The organism is Allokutzneria albata (assembly GCF_900103775.1).
In the GTDB taxonomy this organism is placed as follows: Bacteria; Actinomycetota; Actinomycetes; order Mycobacteriales; family Pseudonocardiaceae; genus Allokutzneria; species Allokutzneria albata.
The window spans coordinates 4,293,209-4,309,171 of the sequence record NZ_LT629701.1 but is presented as its reverse complement, the minus strand read 5'-3'; the positions used below and the strand labels follow the sequence as shown (position 1 = coordinate 4,309,171).

Genomic DNA, 15,963 nt, shown 5'->3' with positions numbered 1-15,963 from the left:
GAACGTGAAAGCGGTATCACGCGGACGTTGCGGCTACGTCAGACGAGTCTGAAGTTTCGGGCCAGGCCGTTGTCCTCGCGTTTCGTGAGCGGTCAACATTCCGCGCAACCGTCCGCACGCAACGCAGCCCGAGGAGGGTCGATGGCCGACGCAGGTCGAACGTCCACACCGCAGATCCGTTCGCGGGGTCAAGCATCGGCACGGAAACCGATCTACCGGCACCTGTACTTCTGGGTCCTGGTCTCGATCGCCCTCGGCGTGATCGTCGGTCTGGTCTTCCCCAAGCAGGCCAGCGAGATGAAGTGGCTCGCGGACTTCTTCGTCAACCTGGTGAAGATGGTCATCGCGCCGACGATCTTCTGCACGATCGTGGTGGGCATCGCCGGACTGGGCAACCTGGCCAAGGCGGGCGGGCTGGCGCTGCGGACGATCCTGTACTTCACCGCGATGACGTTGCTGGCGCTGGTCATCGGCCTGGTCGTGGTCAACGTGTTCAAGCCGGGCGCCGACCTGAACATGCCGATCAACGCCGGTGAGGCCGCGGACACCATCGCCAAGGCCAAGGACACCGACGGCTTCACCGGGTTCATCCTGCACCTGGTGCCGGAGTCCTTCGTCGGCGCGTTCACCTCGGGGCAGCTGATCCAGGTGCTGGTGGTGGCGGTTCTCGTCGCGGTCGCCGTGTCGTTCATGGGCGAGCGCGGCAAGAAGGTCATCGACGCGCTGGACACCGTCGCCAAGGTGATGTTCGGCGTGATCAAGGTCGTCATGTACGCGGCCCCGGTCGGCGCCTTCGGCGGCATGGCCTTCACCATCGGCAAGTACGGCAGCAAGGTGCTGACCGGGCTGGCGTTCCTGATGATCGCCTTCTACGCGACCTGCGTGCTGTTCGTGGTCGTCGTGCTCGGCATCGTCTCCCGGCTCGCCGGGTTCAGCGTGCTGAAGTTCGTCCGGTTCATCAAGGACGAGCTGCTGATCGTGCTGGGCACCTCCTCCAGCGAGGCGGTGCTGCCCAGGATGCTGGTGAAGATGGAGGCCGCGGGCGCGCAGAAGTCCGTGGTGGGCCTGACGATCCCGACCGGCTACTCGTTCAACCTGGACGGCACCTGCATCTACCTGACCATGGGCGCGATCTTCATCGCCCAGGCCACCGGGGTGGAGCTGTCGATCTGGACCCAGATCGGCCTGCTGCTGTTCATGCTGCTCTCCAGCAAGGGCGCCGCGGGCGTCACCGGCGCCGGGCTGATCACGCTCGCCGCCTCGCTGCAGGCCTTCGGCGACACCATCCCGGTGGTGGGCATCGCGCTGATCGTCGGCATCGACCGGTTCATGTCCGAGGCCCGCGCGCTGACCAACCTGGTCGGCAACGGTGTCGCGACGCTCGTGGTGGCGCGCTGGCAGAACGCGCTGGACCGCGACCGCCTCAACGAGGTCCTGGACAATCCGTCCCTTGTGGACATGGACGAGCTGATGCGGGCCGACGCCGAGGACAAGGAGCCGGTCAAGTCCTGACCGGGGTCACCACCGGGGTGCCGTCCGGCGCGGCGAGGATCGCGACCTTGGCGCCGTAGTGCGTCGCGACCCGTTCGACGGTCAGCACCTCGGTGGGCGGCCCGACGGCCACCACGTCGCCGTTGTCGACGAGGACCAGCTCGTCGGCGTACTGGGCGGCCAGGGTCAGGTCGTGCAGCGTGCTGACCACGGTGGTGCCGTCGGCCCGCCGCAGCCGGTCGACCAGCTCCAGCAGGGCCTGGGCGTGCCCGACGTCCAGGCCCGTCGTGGGCTCGTCGAGCAGCAGCAGGCCCGCCTGCTGGGCCAGAACCCTTGCCAGCACGGCACGTTGCCGTTCGCCGCCGGACAGTGTCCTCAGTGGACGGTCGGCGAGGTGGTCGAGGTCGAGCCGGGCCAGCACCTCGCGCACGATCACCAGGTCGGAGCGCCCCTCGCGGGCCAGCAGGCCGAGGTGCGGGGTCCGGCCCAGCAGCGCGTAGTCGGTGACGGTCAGCCCCTCCGGCACCACCGGGGTCTGCGGCGCGTAGCCGACCGCGCGCGCCCGTTCCCGCGCGCTCATCGCGCGGATGGGCGCGCCGTCGAGCAGGATCTCCCCGCTGTGCTCGGTGATCCCGGTGATCGCCTTGAGCAGGGTGGACTTGCCCGCGCCGTTCGGGCCGATGATCGCCAGCCAGGAACCCCGGGGCAGCCGGGCGGTCACCTCCCGCACCACCATCTCGCCCTTGTAGCCCGCGGAGACCGACCGCAGCTCCAGCTCCGCCATCACGCACGCTCCTTGCGGGTGGCCCGCAGCACGAAGGCGAAGAACGGCGCGCCGGTGAACGCGGTGATCACGCCGATGGGCAGCTCCGAAGGCGCCATCAGCGTGCGCGCGGCGACGTCGGCCGCGGCGAGGAAGATCGCGCCGCCGATCAGCGAGAGCGGCACGAGCACCCGGTAGCTGCCCGCCACCATCAGCCGGATCACGTGCGGCACGACGATTCCCACGAAGCCGATCAGGCCGCTCACCGAGACTGCCGCCGCGGTCGCCAGGGAGGCGGCGACGAGCACCAGCAGCCGCACGCGGGCCGGGCGCAGGCCGAGGGCCCCGGCCTCCTCGTCCCCGACACCGAGGACGTCGATCAGGCGACCGCTCGCGCACAGCACCGCGGAGGAGACGGCGACGTAGGGCAGGATCAGCAGGACCTCGTTCCACCCCGTGGTGCCGAGCCCGCCGAGCATCCAGTTGTAGATCACCCGCAGGTTGTCCACGTTGAGCTGCTGGACGAAGGTCTGCACCGCGGTGAGGAACGAGGCGACCGCGACCCCGGCCAGCACGAGCGTTGCCGTCCCGCTTCCGGCGGAACGGCCGAGCGCCCAGGTCAGCCCGACCCCGCCGAGCGCGCCGAGGAACGCCGCCAGCGGCAGCGGCCCGACCACCCAGCCCTGCACCAGCTCCTGGGCGGCGGGCACCGCGAAGACCATGAGGGTGGCCGCGAGGCCCGCCCCGGCCGCCGCGCCCAGCAGGTACGGGTCGGCCAGCGGGTTGCGGAACACGCCCTGGAAGGCCGCGCCGGAGATCGCGAGCGCGCCGCCGACCAGACAGCCGAGGACCACCCTGGGCACCCGGATCTGCCAGAGGATCGCGGCCTCCTGCTCCGACAGCGGGGACTCCCCGCCGGTCAGCTGCGCCCAGAACTCGGTGAGCACCCGGCCCCACCCGAGGTCGATCGCGCCGAGCAGCACCGACGCGACGACCACGACCACCAGCAGCGCGCCGCCGACCGCCACCTGCCGCCAGGTGAGCCTGGTCGGCCGCGGATCGCTCACTTGGCGGCGGCTGCCGAGACGGCCGAGGAGACGGTGCGGACGAGGTCCACCACACGCGGGCCCCAGCGGGAGGCGATGTCGTCGTCCAGCGCGATCACACCGTTGTTCTTCACGGCGGTGACCGTCTGCCAGCCCGGGCGGGCGGCCACGGTCTGCGCGTTCTGGCCGCAGCACTTGGTGTCGGCGAGGAAGATCAGGTCGGGGTTGGCCTTGACCAGGTACTCCGCGCTCAGCTGCGGGTAGCCGCTGTTGCTCTTGTCCGCCTCGTCGGCGATGTTGACCAGCCCGAAGCGCGAGTAGACGTGCCCGACGAAGGTCTTGGAGCTGACGCTGTAGAGGGAGTTGTCCAGCTCGTGGTAGTAGCTCATCGGTTTGCCGGAGGACGACACGGCCTTGCGCGTCTCCCCGACGATCTTGTCGATGTCGGCGCGCATCCGCTGGGCGAGCGCCTCGCCGGCCGCAGCGTGCCCCGTGGCCTTGCCCACGGCGCTGACCTGGGCGAACGTCTCGTCCAAGGTCTTGGCGGGCGGTACCAGCAGCACCTGGATCTTCAGTTGCCCGAGCCCGGCGACCAGGTTGTCGATGTCGTTGGAGGCCAGCACCAGGTCCGGCTTCTGGTTGGCGATGGCCTCCAGGTTCGGCTTGAAGCCGGACAGCGTGGTCTTGGGCGCCTCGGCCGGGAAGGTGGACTGGTCGTCCACGGCGACGACCTGCTTGCCCGCGCCCACCGCGTAGAGCACCTCGGTGCTGCTCGGGTTGAGCGAGATGATCCGCTCCGGCCGCTTCTCCAGCTTCAGCCCCGTCGAGCCGCCGGGAACGCTCACCTCCACCGGGAAGTCGGCGGCGGCCGGGGTGGTGGGGGAGGGAGCGGGCTGGCGGGTGGCGCAGCCGGTCAGGGCGACCGCGGCCACGGTCAGCGCGGCGGTCAGGCGACGGAACAGCACTCGTCTCACGTCCTCGGTGCGGGAGTGTCGGATGTCGAGCGCGCGCGGAAGGCGACCTGGCTCGACCGGCTCGGGCTGAGCAGGCCATCACAGTTGCGGGACAGCGCCGGGATCGCACCGGACTTCGCTACCGAGCGGGCGAGGAAAAGTTACCAGTACACTCACGTCTCACCTGGCCAGAACCCAGGACGCGCGTACTGCTACGTCGGGCGCTACATCGTGTCGACCACACGAATCGTTACGCCCCGGTGTGGGATACCACCCAGAAGATGATGCCCCGTTATTTCCGGGCTGTTACAGTCCCCGTAACAAACACGCTGCCTGTGGCATATCCCAGGCGCTCTCAGCGGGCCACCGTCGTCCCGCAGCCCCCACCTTTGGACTGCACGAGGACGACGAGGGAGGTCTGCGCGTGATCTTCTCCGCCATCCCTGGCCGGCAAGGTCTCTACGACCCCAGCACGGAACGCGACGCCTGTGGTGTCGCGATGGTGGCCGACATCTTGGGCCGCCGTTCCCACGGGATCGTGACCGACGCGTTGACGGCCTTGGCGAACCTGGAACACCGCGGCGCCGCCGGTGCCGAGCCGACCAGCGGTGACGGCGCGGGCATCCTGCTCCAGCTCCCGGACGCGCTGCTGCGCGCCGAGCTGCCGGGCCTGCCCGAGCCGGACGAGCACGGCGACGCCCGCTACGCGGCCGGGATGGGTCTCCTGCCCGCCGATCCCGAGCGCCGCGCCGAGGCGGTCGCGCTGATCGAGCGCATCGCCACCGACGAGGGCCTGCGGGTGCTGGGCTGGCGCGAGGTTCCGGTCGACCCCGACGCCGCCGACGTGGGCCCCACCGCCCGTTCGGTGATGCCGCACTTCGCGCTGCTGGTGGTGACGGGGGCCGGGGACGAGCTCCCGTCCGGCATCGCGCTGGACCGCCTCGCCTTCTGCCTGCGCAAGCGCGCCGAGGTGGAGAGCGAGCGCGCGGGCTGCGGCGTGTACTTCCCGTCGCTGTCCTCGCGGACGTTGGTGTACAAGGGGATGCTGACCACCGCGCAGCTGCCCGCGTTCTTCCCCGACCTGCGCGACGAGCGGCTGGAGAGCGCGATCGCGTTGGTGCACAGCCGGTTCTCCACGAACACGTTCCCCTCGTGGCCGCTGGCGCACCCGTTCCGCTACGTCGCGCACAACGGTGAGATCAACACCATCCGCGGCAACCGCAACCGCATGCGCTCGCGGGAGGCGCTGCTGGCCAGCGACCTGATCCCGGGCGACCTCAGCAGGCTGTTCCCGATCTGCACCCCGGACGGCTCTGACTCCGCCTCCTTCGACGAGGTGCTGGAGCTGCTGCACCTGGGCGGCCGCAGCCTGCCGCACGCGGTGATGATGATGATCCCCGAGGCGTGGGAGAACACGCCGGACATGGATCCGGCGCGGCGTGCGTTCTACCGCTTCCACGCCAGCCTGATGGAGCCGTGGGACGGCCCGGCCTGCGTCACCTTCACCGACGGCACGCTCGTCGGCGCGGTGCTGGACCGCAACGGCCTGCGCCCGGCGCGCTGGTGGCAGACCGCGGACGACCGCATCGTGCTGGCCAGCGAGACCGGCGTGCTGGACGTGCCGCCGTCGGAGGTCGTGGCCAAGGGCCGCCTGCAGCCGGGCCGGATGTTCCTGGTGGACACCAAGGCCGGACGGATCATCGACGACACCGAGTTCAAGGCCGAGCTCGGCGGCCGGCTGCCCTACGACGAGTGGGTGCACGCGGGACTGCTGCACCTGGCCGATCTGCCCGACCGCGAGCACGTGGTGCAGAGCCACGAGTCCGTGGTGCGCCGCCAGCTCACCTTCGGCTACACCGAGGAGGAGCTGCGCGTCCTGCTCTCGCCGATGGTCACCGGCGGCGTGGAACCGTTGGGCTCCATGGGTTCGGACACCCCGGTCGCCGCGCTCTCGCAGCGCCCGCGGTTGCTCTACGACTACTTCAAGCAGAACTTCGCGCAGGTCACCAACCCGCCGCTGGACGCGATCCGCGAGGAGATCGTCACCTCGGTCGCGCGCGTGATGGGCCCGGAGCAGAACCTGCTGGAGCCAGGCCCCGCCTCCTGTCGGCACATCGAACTGCCCTATCCGGTCATCGACAACGACGAGCTGGCCAAGCTCATCCACGTCAACGACGACGGCGACCTGCCCGGCTTCGCCTGCACCGTCCTTTCCGGACTGTACGAAGTGGACGGTGGAGGGCTCGCGCTCGCCGAGGCGATCCAGCGGGTGCGCCGCGAGGCCTCCGAGGCCATCGCCGCGGGCGCGCGCACGCTGGTGCTCTCCGACCGCGACTCCGACCACAAGCGCGCGCCGATCCCGTCGCTGCTGCTGGTCTCCGCGGTGCACCACCACCTGGTGCGCACCAAGGAGCGGCTGCGGGTGGCGCTGGTGGTGGAGAGCGGCGACGCCCGCGAGGTGCACCACATCGCGCTGCTGCTGGGCTTCGGCGCCGCCGCGGTCAACCCGTACCTGGCCTTCGAGACCATCGAGGACATGATCTCGCACGGGGCGATCACCGGGATCGCACCGGAGAAGGCGATCAAGAACTACATCCAGGCGCTGGTCAAGGGCGTGCTCAAGGTGATGTCCAAGATGGGCATCTCCACCGTCGGCGCCTACACCGCCGCTCAGGTCTTCGAGGCCCTCGGCCTGTCCCAGGACCTGGTCGACGAGTACTTCTGCGGCACCGTGTCCAAGCTCGGCGGCGTCGGCCTCGACGTGATCGCCGCGGAGGCCGCGGCCCGGCACCGGACGGCCTACCCGGACAACCCGTCCGACCGCGCGCACCGCAAGCTCGACGTCGGCGGCGAGTACTACTACCGCCGCGAGGGCGAGCTGCACCTGTTCAACCCGGAGACGGTGTTCCTGCTCCAGCACGCGACCAAGACCCGCCGCAAGGAGGTCTACCGCCGCTACACCGAAGAGGTGGAGGCGCTGGCGCGCACGGGCGGCACGCTGCGCGGGCTGTTCAAGCTGCGCACCGAGGCGCGGGAGCCGATCCCGATCGAGGAGGTCGAGTCGGTCGCCTCCATCGTGAAGCGGTTCAACACCGGCGCGATGTCCTACGGCTCGGTCTCGGCCGAGGCGCACGAAACCCTCGCCATCGCGATGAACCAGCTCGGTGGCCGGTCCAACAGCGGTGAGGGCGGCGAGGACCCGGAGCGGCTCTACGACCCCGAGCGCCGCTCGGCGGTCAAGCAGGTCGCCAGCGGCCGGTTCGGCGTCACCAGCGAGTACCTGGTCAACGGCACGGACATCCAGATCAAGATGGCGCAGGGCGCGAAGCCCGGCGAGGGCGGTCAGCTGCCCGGCTACAAGGTCTACCCGTGGATCGCCCGGACCCGGCACTCCACGCCGGGCGTCGCGCTGATCTCACCGCCGCCGCACCACGACATCTACTCGATCGAGGACCTGGCGCAGCTCATCCACGACCTGAAGAACGCCAACGAGCAGGCCCGCATCCACGTGAAGCTGGTCAGCGAGGTCGGCGTCGGCACGGTCGCGGCGGGGGTGGCCAAGGCGCACGCGGACGTGGTGCTCATCTCCGGGCACGACGGCGGCACCGGCGCCTCGCCGCTGACCTCGCTCAAGCACACCGGCACCCCGTGGGAGATCGGCCTCGCCGAGACCCAGCAGACGTTGATGCTCAACGGTCTGCGGGACCGGATCACCGTCCAGGTCGACGGCGCCATGCGCACCGGCCGTGACGTGATCGTGGCCGCGCTGCTCGGGGCCGAGGAGTTCGGGTTCGCCACAGCGCCGCTGATCGTGGCGGGCTGCGTGATGATGCGCGTCTGCCACCTCGACACCTGTCCGGTGGGCATCGCGACGCAGAACCCGGAGCTGCGCAAGCGCTACACCGGCAAGGCCGAGTTCGTGGTGAACTTCTTCGAGTTCATCGCCGAGGAGGTGCGCGAACACCTTGCGGCGCTTGGGTTCCGCACGCTCGACGAGGCCATCGGGCACGCCGAGCTGCTGGACACCGACGACGCGGTCGAGCACTGGAAGGCCTCCGGCCTGGACCTCACCCCGGTCTTCGCGACGCCGGAAACGCCGTACGGCCCGGCGAAGCGGCGGCTGCGCGGCCAGGACCACGGCCTCGAGCTGGCGCTGGACCGCACGCTGATCCAGCTCGCCGAGGCGGCGCTGGAGGACGCGCACCCGGTCCGGCTCGAACTCCCCGTGCGCAACGTCAACCGCACCGTCGGCACGCTGCTCGGCTCCGAGGTCACCCGCCGCTTCGGCGGGGCGGGCCTGCCGGACGAGACGATCCACGTGCGGCTCACCGGGTCCGCGGGCCAGTCGCTCGGCGCGTTCCTGCCTCCGGGCATCACGCTGGAGATGGTCGGCGACGCCAACGACTACGTCGGCAAGGGCCTCTCCGGCGGGCGGATCATCGTGCGCCCGCCGCTGGAGTCGACCTTCGCCGCCGAGCAGCAGGTGATCGCGGGCAACGTGATCGGCTACGGCGGCACCCGCGGCGAGATCTTCCTGCGCGGGCGGGTCGGCGAGCGGTTCTGCGTGCGCAACTCCGGCCTCGTCGCGGTGTCCGAGGGCGCGGGCGACCACGCCTTCGAGTACATGACCGGCGGGCGCGCGGTGGTGCTCGGGCCGACCGGGCGCAACGTCGCGGCCGGCATGTCCGGCGGTGTCGCCTACGTTCTCGACCTCGACCCGCTGCGGGTCAACCAGGCCATGGTGGAGCTGCAGCGGCCGCGGCCGGAGGACCTGAAGTGGTTGCGCGAGATCGTGGAGCGGCACCACAAGCTCACCGGTTCCGCGGTGGCCGCGTCGCTGCTCGGCGACTGGCCCCGCCGCTCCTCGGCGTTCACCAAGATCATGCCGAGGGACTACCAGCGCGTCCTCGAAGCCGAGCGCTCCGCTCGCGCCGAGGGGCGCGACGTCGACGCGGCGATCATGGAGGCGTCCCGTGGCTGACCCGAACGGTTTCCTGAAGCACCGCCGCGCCGAGGCCGCCAAGCGCCCGGTGGACGACCGGCTCGGCGACTGGGCCGAGGTCTACGAGGCGATCGAGCAGCCCGCGCGCGACGAGCAGGTCCGCACCCAGGCGGCGCGCTGCATGGACTGCGGCATCCCGTTCTGCCACTCCGGTTCCGCGGGCTGCCCGCTGGGCAACCTGATCCCGGAGTGGAACGACCTGGTGCGCAGGGGCGACTGGGAGCAGGCGTCGGAACGCCTGCACGCCACCAACAACTTCCCGGAGTTCACCGGGCGGCTGTGCCCGGCGCCGTGCGAGGCGGCCTGCGTGCTGTCCATCTCGCACGACTCCGGCGGCGCGGTGGCGATCAAGCGCGTCGAGCAGGCGATCGCCGACGTGGCCTGGGAGTCCGGCACCGTGGAGACGCTGCCGTCGGGGATCTCCACCGGCAAGAAGGTGGCCGTGGTCGGCTCCGGTCCGGCCGGTCTTGCTGCGGCCCAGCAGCTGACCAGGGCGGGGCACGAGGTCACCGTCTTCGAGCGGGACGACCGGCTCGGCGGCCTGCTCCGCTACGGGATCCCCGAGTTCAAGATGGAGAAGAAGGTCCTCGACCGCAGGCTGGCCCAGCTGCGCGCCGAGGGCACCCGCTTTATCACCAACTGCGAGGTCGGCGTCGACCTGCCGGTGGAGAAGCTGCGCGCGGAGTTCGACGCGATCGTGCTCGCGGTGGGCGCGCTGCGCGGGCGCGACACCCCGGAGACCCCGGGGCGGCAGCTGCGCGGAGTGCACCTGGCGATGGAACACCTGGTGCCCGCCAACAAGTTCTGCGAGGGCGACGGCCCGACCCCGATCGACGCGGCTGGCAAGAACGTCGTGATCATCGGCGGCGGTGACACCGGGGCGGACTGCCTCGGCACGGCGCACCGCCAGGGCGCGGTCCGGGTCTACCAGCTCGACCAGTACCCGCAGCCGCCGACCGTGCGCGACGACGAGCGCTCCCCGTGGCCGACCTGGCCGTGGGTGCTGCGCTCCTACGCCGCGCACGAGGAGGGCGGCGATCGGCTGTTCGCGGTCGCCGTCGAGTCCTTCGTGGACGACGGGTCCGGTCAGGTGAAGGCGGTGCGGCTGCGCAAGGTCCGGGTGGAGCGCGACGCCTCCGGCCGCCGCCGGGTGGTGCCGCGGTCGGAGGAGGTCGAGGAGATCCCCTGCGATCTGGCCCTGCTGGCGATCGGTTTCGAGGGGGTCGAGCACATGCGGCTGCTCGACGACCTCGGGCTGGCGCTGACCCCGCGCGGCACGCTGTCCTGCGGCACCGACTGGCAGACCAGCTCGCCCGGCGTGTTCGTCTGCGGTGACGCGCACCGCGGCGCTTCCCTTGTGGTGTGGGCGATCGCGGAGGGCCGTTCGGTGGCCAACGCGGTGGACACCTACCTCACCGGCGCCTCGGACCTGCCCGCCCCGGTGCACCCCACGGCCATTCCGCTCTCCGTGGTCTGACCGCTTCTCCCACGGCCCCCGGACGACGATGTCCGGGGGCCGTTCTCGTGCTCGCGGTCTAGGCCGATCGACTGGTTCGCCCGCTTCGAGTTCTCGAATGACCCGACATCCGGCGGGGTGCGCGCGGGGGCATAGCGCCAAGCTATGGCTACGTGGGATTGTTCGAAATTGAACCTCCATTGGCAGGCTCGGCGACCGGTTGGTCAGGCGAGCCGCGAGGGGAGTTCGGCGATGGTGAAGACGGTGCTGCCGGGCGAGGTCGTGCCGATCTCGCGCCCCGGTGGCGACGACCCGGCCGACGCCGTCCTCCGCCTGCTCATGGCCTACCAGCGGCGGCTGCCCGGCGAGCACCCCGAGCGCTGTTCCGCCTGCGCCGCTCCGCATCTGCGCAAGATCGCGGCGGCCATGGCGACGGGACGCGAGATCCAGCTGGTGCTGCCCGCGTTCCCGGCGAAGTCGCCGAACCGCGCGAAGACGCTCAGCCACCTGCCGGACATGGCCGAGCGGGTCGCGCTGGAGTTCCTGCAGTCGGTGTGCGATCGGGTCGAACGCGTCTACCCGCCCGGCGCGCGCTTCGTGATCTGCTCCGACGGACGGGTTTTCGGTGACCTGATCGGCGTTCCGGACTCCGACGTCACCGCCTACCGCACCGAACTGCTCGCGATGATCGATCGGATCGGCGCGGAGCGGCTGGACGTCTTCGACCTCGACGACGTGCACCTGGGGTTCGACGACCACTCGGCGATGCGCGAGCACCTGGTGACCCACTACGCCGAACCACTGGAGTCGGTGCGCGCCGAGGTGAAGGCGGGCGGTCAGGCGCTGAGCATCTACCGCGGCATGACGCGGTTCCTGTTCGAGGACCAGCTCGGTCCCGACTACGAGGGCAGCAGGGCGGCCGCGCTGCGCGAGGCCCGGCGCCGCGCCTACGGGGTCATCCAGCGCAGCCGGGCATGGGGAGCGCTGCTCGCCGAGCGCTTCACCGACGCGGTCCGCCTTTCGATCCACCCGCAGCCGTGCGGCGCGGAGAAGCTCGGCGTGCTGCTGATGGAGACGGCCGACACCTGGCTGACTCCCTGGCACGGCGTCGCCGTGATGGTCGACGGACGCCCGGAGCTGGCCAAGCGCGCCGACGCCGAACGCCTCGGCGCCACCCTCGTCCGGCGGGGCGGTCGGCCCAGCCACTACGTCCTGTCCCGCCTCACCGGCTGAAGGAAACCGACATGTCTCTTGCACAGCACCAGAAGCTCGGGCCGTTCGGCGTGCTCGTCCAGGCAGCCTCGCCGGGCGCGAACCCGTCGGCACTGGCCCCGGAGGAGCTGCGCGCGCTCGTCCGCGAGCACCACATCCTCGTGCTGCGCGGGTTCCGCAACTTCGCCGACGCCGAGGACCTGACGGCGTGGTGCGGCACCCTGGGCGAGATCATGATGTGGCCGTTCGGCGCCGTGCTCGAACTGGTCGAGGCCGAGGAGCCGACCGACCACATCTTCGACCACAGCTACGTCCCGCTGCACTGGGACGGCATGTACAAGCCGCTGATCCCGGAGTTCCAGGTCTTCCAGTGCGTGAGCGCGCCCGGCGAGGGCAACGGCGGTCGCACCACGTTCAGCGACTCCAGTGGTGTGCTCGCCTCCGCAGGCCCGGAGACGGTCGAGCGGTGGAGCCGCGTCACCGTGACCTACCGGATCCAGAACAAGGTGCACTACGGCGGCCAGGCGGTTTCTCCTTTGGTGGTGCCGCATCCGGCCACTGGTGCACCGACGATGAGGTTCAACGAGCCGCCCATCGCCGACGATGCGACGTTCCTCAACCGGCCGAGCCACAGCTTCGACGGCGTGGCCGACGAGGATGTGCCTGCGCTGCTTGAAGAACTCCAGAAGGCGCTCTACGACCCGCGCCACTACTACGCGCACGACTGGGTGGACGGCGATCTGGTGATCACCGACAACTACACGCTGCTGCACGGCCGCGAGGCGTTCACCCACCGCGCACCCCGGCACCTGCGCCGCGTGCACGTGCTCGGCGACCCGCCTTTCAAGAACCCCGCGCTATGAAGACGCAGCATCTTGCGGGACACCCGCACCCGGTCGGCCCTCGCGTGCGGAAGAAGCGTCGCACGCCGGTGCCTCCTCGTTCTCTTGCCGTGCTCGGCTTCACCGCGTCGACGTTCCTGTTGGCGTTCTGGGCTTTCGGCCGAGTCGAACCGCATTACTACTACACGGTCGCCGTGCGCTCGATGAGCGAGAGCTGGCACGCGTTCTTCTACGGCGCCTTCGATCCGGCCGGGACGATCTCGGTGGACAAGGTGCCTGGCGCACTGTGGTTGCAGGCGTTGTCCGTGCGCGTGTTCGGCTTCCACTCCTGGGCCGTCCTGCTTCCCCAAGCGCTTGCCGCAGCGGCAACAGTTCCGGTGCTGTACTCGGCGGTGCGGCTCTGGATCGGCACGCGCGCCGGGCTCATCGCCGGAGCCGTGTTCGCGCTGACGCCGATCACCGTGGTGCTGGCGCGGGTGAACATCCCCGACACGTTCCTGGTGCTGTGCATGGTTTGTGCGGCACTGGCGACATCCAAGGCGATCAAGGACGGACGCTGGCCGCAGCTGCTCATCGCTGCGGTGTGGGTCGGCGCCGGCTTCCAGATGAAGATGACGCAGGCGTTCCTCGTCCTGCCCGCACTGGGGATCGCTTACCTGGTCGCCGCACCCGGAGGGTTCTCGGGCCGCCTCGGGCGGACAGCGGTCGCGGGTGCGCTGGCCCTCGCGCTCAGCTCCGTGTGGCTCGTCGCGGTCGCCTTGACACCCGCCGTGAACCGCCCGTACGCCGACGGCAGCACTCACAACTCCGTGTGGGAGATGGCGTTGCTGTACAACGGCTTCGGTCGGTTCTCCCACGGCACCGCGGCGACCGACCAGGTGAGCAGCTTCCTCGCGGACTTCGGTGGGGCGGCCGGTCCGTTCCGCCTGTTCAACTCGGAGGTCGGCGCTCAGGTCAGCTGGCTGCTCCCGTTGGCCCTGGTCGCGCTCGCACTCGGCTTGGTTGCCCGCAAGGACTTCCCCCGAGAGCGTGCTGGGCTGCTCCTCTGGGGAACCTGGCTCGTCACGCACACGGTTCTTTTCTCTGCTGCGCCGGGGATTCACCCCTACTACACCGCGGCCATGACCCCTGCCATCGCTGCCTTGGCGGCTTATGCCTTCCACATCAACACGTGGGTTGGGCTCGTTGCGACGGGCGCGTGGGCTGTCGTTTTGTGTATACGAGAAGACTTGGTGTGGCTTGGAATCGTGGTCGCGGTGGGTGTCGTGGTCGCTCTCGTGGCACGACTTCCCGCAGTCGCCGTGGCTGCGGTCTTGGTGGGTCCTGGGGTGTTCACCTCGATGGCTTCAGGGAAGACCTTCGATGGCTTGTCATCGCTCAACCCGGTTGCGGGCCAAGGCAGTGCGCTGTCCGGTGCGGGGATGGCGGCCATGCACGGTATGCCTCCGGACATGCCGTTTCCTCCGGGGATGGGGGACATGAACATGGTCACTCCGAATGCGGGTGTGCTGCGTTACGTGAAGCAGCACCACTCTCAGGAGCGTTACGTGTTCGCCGTTCCGACCGCGAACACCGCGGCGCCTTACCTGCGCGCCGGGTACAGCGTGCTGCCCATGGGCGGGTTCACCGGAGCGGCCGCGGTTCCGTCCATTGTGGAGCTTCAGGAACTGGTGCGGTCCGGCCAGCTCCGGCACGTGCTCATCGGTGGTTTCCACGGCGGCATGGGCGGGGGAGTGTCGATCGAGCGCCAGGAGTGGGTGGCGAAGAACTGCGCCCCCGTGCCGCCCGTGGAGTACCAGGGCGCGTCGGGTCCCTCCGGGCCGCCGGGACACCCCGAGCTGTTGTTCGACTGCCGTCCGGGAGGCGCGCGATGAGTCCCACCCTGCCGAAGCCGCTGGCTTGGGTGTCCCGCAACGCGGTGCGGATCGCGGTGGTGACGGTCCCGGCGTTCGTCGTCCTCTCCTTGCTGCACTGGGCCTTCACCGGTTTCTTGATCATGTCCGACTTCCTGGACCTCACCGTCTACGAGGCCGGAGCGCGGGCGCTGGTCGAAGGCAGACCGCTGTACGAAGCCAAGATCGACGGCGGGATGTTCTCCTACACCTACCCGCCGTTCTCAACCCTGCTGTTCGCGCCGATGGTGCTCGGCCCGTTGTGGCTGTGGAAGCTGTTGGTGTTCCCCGTGAACACCGCGCTCCTGGCCTGCGCGATCTGGCTGTCGCTGCGAATCACGGGGTATGCGCCCGACCGTGACACCCGCCGCGTCACCCTGGGGCTGACCGCGCTGCTGTTCTGGGTGGAGCCGGTCTCGTGGACCATGCACCTCGGCCAGGTCAACCTGGTGCTGCTGGTGATCCTGCTGCTCGGGCTGCACCGGCGGACGGAGGTGTGGCTCGGCCTCGCGGTCGGCTTCGCCGCCGGTATCAAGATCACGCCCGCGATCTTCGTCGTCTACTTCCTGGTCACCCGGCGCTACAAGGCCGCTCTGGTCGCGGTCGGCACGTTCCTGGGCACCGTCGCGGTGAGCCTCGCGGTGACGCCGGGCAACACGCTGCGGTACTGGAGCGGCACGTTCCTCCAGGCCGAGCGCGTCGGCGAGGTCGCCAGCCCGATGAACCAGTCGCTCAACGGCCTGCTCGCCCGTCTGTTCACAGTGGACAAGCCGCCCACGGTGCTGTGGCTCGGCGTCGCACTGCTCGCCGCGCTGGCCGGGTTCTCGGTGGCCGTGATGGCGCATCGCCGCGGGCAGACCCTGCTGGCCTTCACGGTGGTCGGCATGACCGGGGCCGCGGTGTCGCCGATCTCGTGGAGCCATCACTGGGTGTGGTTCGTCCCGCTCGCGATCGTGGCCGCCCACTGGTGGCGCGGCAGCAGGACGAACGTCGTCGTGCTGAGCGTCCTCGCCGTGGTGACGTTCTCCTGGCCCATGCACATGGTCACCGGGCACCGCATGGACGTCCCGGCGCTCGGGGTGATCGGCATCCCGGAGTGGGGCGGCCTCGGCAACATCCACACCAACGTGTACGTGTTCCTCTTCGGCGCAACCCTGCTCTGGATCCGGCGTCGCCTCAGCGTTCCCTCGCAGGTCGCTGTGCCGTAACCGCTTCTGTTGGCAGCAAACGACACCAGACCCCCGGCGAGGTGGCCCGGACGAGCTCGTGCAAGATCCACACCTGCATTGCCGTCGACCTCGATTGT

General features: G+C 70.1%; 10 protein-coding genes and 1 riboswitch. Of the genes, 7 read left to right on the top strand and 3 right to left on the bottom strand.

All coding sequences use genetic code 11. The features are described 5' to 3' along the window. Nucleotides 1–141 precede the first annotated feature (141 nt). Entirely contained in the window at nt 142–1,512 is a 1,371-nt protein-coding gene (gene dctA / locus BLT28_RS18980) for a C4-dicarboxylate transporter DctA (RefSeq protein ID WP_052407586.1), read from the top strand. On the opposite strand, the gene BLT28_RS18975 is transcribed toward dctA, so the two are convergent. Genes BLT28_RS18975 through BLT28_RS18965 form a run of 3 tightly spaced genes read right to left on the bottom strand, consistent with a single transcriptional unit; the run spans nt 1,502 to nt 4,274 of the window. Beyond that, on the bottom strand, nt 1,502–2,275 hold the full coding sequence (locus BLT28_RS18975; protein WP_030430933.1) for an ABC transporter ATP-binding protein: 774 nt from the start codon (nt 2,273–2,275) through the stop codon (nt 1,502–1,504). The two genes, dctA and BLT28_RS18975, sit on opposite strands and share 11 nt — an antisense overlap. Continuing rightward, nucleotides 2,275–3,321, bottom strand: coding sequence for a FecCD family ABC transporter permease (locus tag BLT28_RS18970; protein WP_030430934.1), 1,047 nt, complete (start codon nt 3,319–3,321; stop codon nt 2,275–2,277). Before BLT28_RS18970 ends, BLT28_RS18975 begins: the two co-directional genes overlap by 1 nt. After that, complete coding sequence (locus BLT28_RS18965) at nt 3,318–4,274, bottom strand: ABC transporter substrate-binding protein (protein WP_231950341.1); 957 nt, start codon at nt 4,272–4,274, stop codon at nt 3,318–3,320. Before BLT28_RS18965 ends, BLT28_RS18970 begins: the two co-directional genes overlap by 4 nt. 20 nt (nt 4,275–4,294) lie before the next feature. Beyond that, nucleotides 4,295–4,415: riboswitch (cobalamin riboswitch) on the bottom strand. 262 nt (nt 4,416–4,677) lie between these two features. Between BLT28_RS18965 and gltB the strand changes: the two genes are divergently transcribed. From gltB to BLT28_RS18935, 6 genes are all read left to right on the top strand, one after another. After that, nucleotides 4,678–9,234 (top strand): glutamate synthase large subunit, encoded by a 4,557-nt coding sequence (gene gltB, locus BLT28_RS18960; protein ID WP_030430936.1) that lies wholly within the window; start codon nt 4,678–4,680, stop codon nt 9,232–9,234. After that, nucleotides 9,227–10,732, top strand: coding sequence for a glutamate synthase subunit beta (locus BLT28_RS18955; protein ID WP_030430937.1), 1,506 nt, complete (start codon nt 9,227–9,229; stop codon nt 10,730–10,732). The genes gltB and BLT28_RS18955 overlap by 8 nt, the downstream gene beginning before the upstream one ends. Before the next feature lie 231 nt (nt 10,733–10,963). Continuing rightward, entirely contained in the window at nt 10,964–11,944 is a 981-nt protein-coding gene (locus BLT28_RS18950; RefSeq protein ID WP_030430938.1) for an L-tyrosine/L-tryptophan isonitrile synthase family protein, read from the top strand. A gap of 11 nt (nt 11,945–11,955) precedes the next feature. Continuing rightward, entirely contained in the window at nt 11,956–12,786 is an 831-nt protein-coding gene (locus BLT28_RS18945) for a TauD/TfdA dioxygenase family protein (protein WP_030430939.1), read from the top strand. 68 nt (nt 12,787–12,854) lie between these two features. Continuing rightward, nucleotides 12,855–14,639 (top strand): ArnT family glycosyltransferase, encoded by a 1,785-nt coding sequence (locus BLT28_RS18940; RefSeq protein WP_162184874.1) that lies wholly within the window; start codon nt 12,855–12,857, stop codon nt 14,637–14,639. Continuing rightward, entirely contained in the window at nt 14,636–15,865 is a 1,230-nt protein-coding gene (locus BLT28_RS18935) for a glycosyltransferase 87 family protein (RefSeq protein WP_052407588.1), read from the top strand. The genes BLT28_RS18940 and BLT28_RS18935 overlap by 4 nt, the downstream gene beginning before the upstream one ends. Nucleotides 15,866–15,963: the final 98 nt, after the last annotated feature.